Genomic DNA, 1,778 nt, shown 5'->3' on the forward strand with positions numbered 1-1,778 from the left:
TACCAGGGGCTTTGTTGCGTTCCCGGCCCGCCGCGCCGCCCGCGATCATGCTGTGACCAGCAGCCCCCCAGACACCACTGAAAAAGACTCACTGCGTCGTGACCCGAGCGCGCGGAGTCGGATCCCGGACGTCCTCGATCAACGCGCGGAACGAGTACTGGCCGTGGCCGCTCACCACGGCGCGCGCCAACTCATCCTTGGCGCTTGGGGATGTGGAGTGTTCCGCAACGACCCGCACCAGGTCGCCGAGGCATTCCACTCCCACCTCACAGCGGGCGGTGCATTCTCGACGGTGTTCGAACGGGTGATCTTCGCGATCTGGGAGCGTTCACGCGCCTCCGTCAACCGAGCCGCGTTCGCCGACCGGTTCACCCCGGCGGGCGAGCCGGGCTCCGAACGGCCGTGAGGTTCACCCTCCCGGTGGCCGCCCCAGCGAGCACGGCGTCCCGCCGCGCACAGCCTGCCCGCGGCCGAACCGGTCACCTGGAAAGCCACCTGCGTCCGCGGCACGCAGGGCATTGACTGAGGTTTGCCCCGGACGGACCGCTCGATCTCCCCAACAGCCGCACCGCCGATCTCTGTGCACGACCTCCTCGGCGGCAGCCCAGCTCGTCGATCATGGGGCGAACAGGACACGGGACTCGAGATCGAGCTGGGTGGTCGGGGTAGCGGTCGGTGGGGGACAGGTTGAGGATCCAGTTGCCGAACCGGCGGATGATGCGGGTGGTGTAGGGCGAGATGGTAGCCAGGTTGTCGGGGTCGACGGCGCGGCCTTCGGCTGCGATGGCGTTGGCGACGTCGGTGATGTCGCGGGCGGTGGAATAGATCACATAGTCGGCGAGCAGACTCGACCAGCCGTGGGTCATGGGTGCGGCAGTTTGGCGCGCTGTGGAGCGGCCTGGCGCTGCCGCTCACGGACGCCCCGTGGCATCTGAGCACGGCGCAGATCGGCCTGTTCGGCCTCGCCGGACTGGTCGGCGCAGCACGGGCGGGACGGTGGGCCGGTGCCAGTTTCGCGAACGCGGTCACCGGTGACCATTCCGTGTCCACCGAAAGCGTTCGAGACGACGCAATCGCCGTCATCACTGACCCGGCTTGAAAGGGGACGTACGCCATGCTCCACCTCCTCAACGTGATCGCCCGTGTCCCTGCCTAAGCCTGGGGTTAACATCCCTGCTGGCTCCTTCTGCGAGTAGTCGCTTCCCTGGAACCGCGAACAGACTGGAGGCGGCGCTCGAGCAGCATCGACGGGTCGGCGAGCACCCCCGCGGACGGCTTCCCCTGCTTCCGATCCTGGTCAGCCTCGCCGAGAAGAGGCTGAAGGCCGCTGGGCGAAGCCCTTCTACGTTCGACGACGCCCAACGCGGCAGCCGCGGCCGTGTCTGGGCCGTCTCCCCGACGGTGACCGGAACAAGCCCGTGTACAGGACGCCGTGACCTGCTCTTTGAGGAGGAGAAGGCATTCTGGGGCCGGGGCGTCGTCGAGGTTCTGTGCCACTCCGGCGCTTTCCCCAGAGGGTGCCCAACCGTGCCGGAGGTTCGATCCTCGCGTGTGCGCAGCTCAGAGGCTATGGGGGTGGCGTCAATGATCGCGACAGGTGTGGTGGATCTGCTGTGGGGGGGCAGACCGGGCAACCAGCGACCCGGTCATCGAGGGTCCAGCTTGGTGAGGGGAGAGGTCAGCACGCTAGTGCGCTGACCACATACGTTCGCCGGGTCTGGTGACACGCCGGATGGCGTCCGCTGTGTCGGGGCGTGTGGGGTTCACTGTCGATGGTG

General features: G+C 67.8%; 3 protein-coding genes. 2 read left to right on the forward strand and 1 reads right to left on the reverse strand.

The annotated features are described in order from the left end of the window. Positions 1-52: 52 nt before the first annotated feature. Complete coding sequence (locus tag AB0L06_RS43480; protein WP_500237637.1) at positions 53-406, forward strand: TIGR02452 family protein; 354 nt, start codon at positions 53-55, stop codon at positions 404-406. A gap of 73 nt (positions 407-479) precedes the next feature. Here AB0L06_RS43480 and AB0L06_RS43485 read toward each other — a convergent pair whose 3' ends face one another. Next, entirely contained in the window at positions 480-866 is a 387-nt protein-coding gene (locus tag AB0L06_RS43485) for a hypothetical protein (RefSeq protein ID WP_500237634.1), read from the reverse strand. A 2-nt stretch (positions 867-868) separates the two neighbouring features. Here AB0L06_RS43485 and AB0L06_RS43490 point away from each other — a divergent pair, with 2 nt between their 5' ends. Next, complete coding sequence (locus tag AB0L06_RS43490) at positions 869-1,099, forward strand: hypothetical protein (RefSeq protein ID WP_500237635.1); 231 nt, start codon at positions 869-871, stop codon at positions 1,097-1,099. Positions 1,100-1,778: the final 679 nt, after the last annotated feature.

Source organism: Spirillospora sp. NPDC052269, from assembly GCF_040679435.1.
Classification (GTDB): domain Bacteria; phylum Actinomycetota; class Actinomycetes; order Streptosporangiales; family Streptosporangiaceae; genus Spirillospora.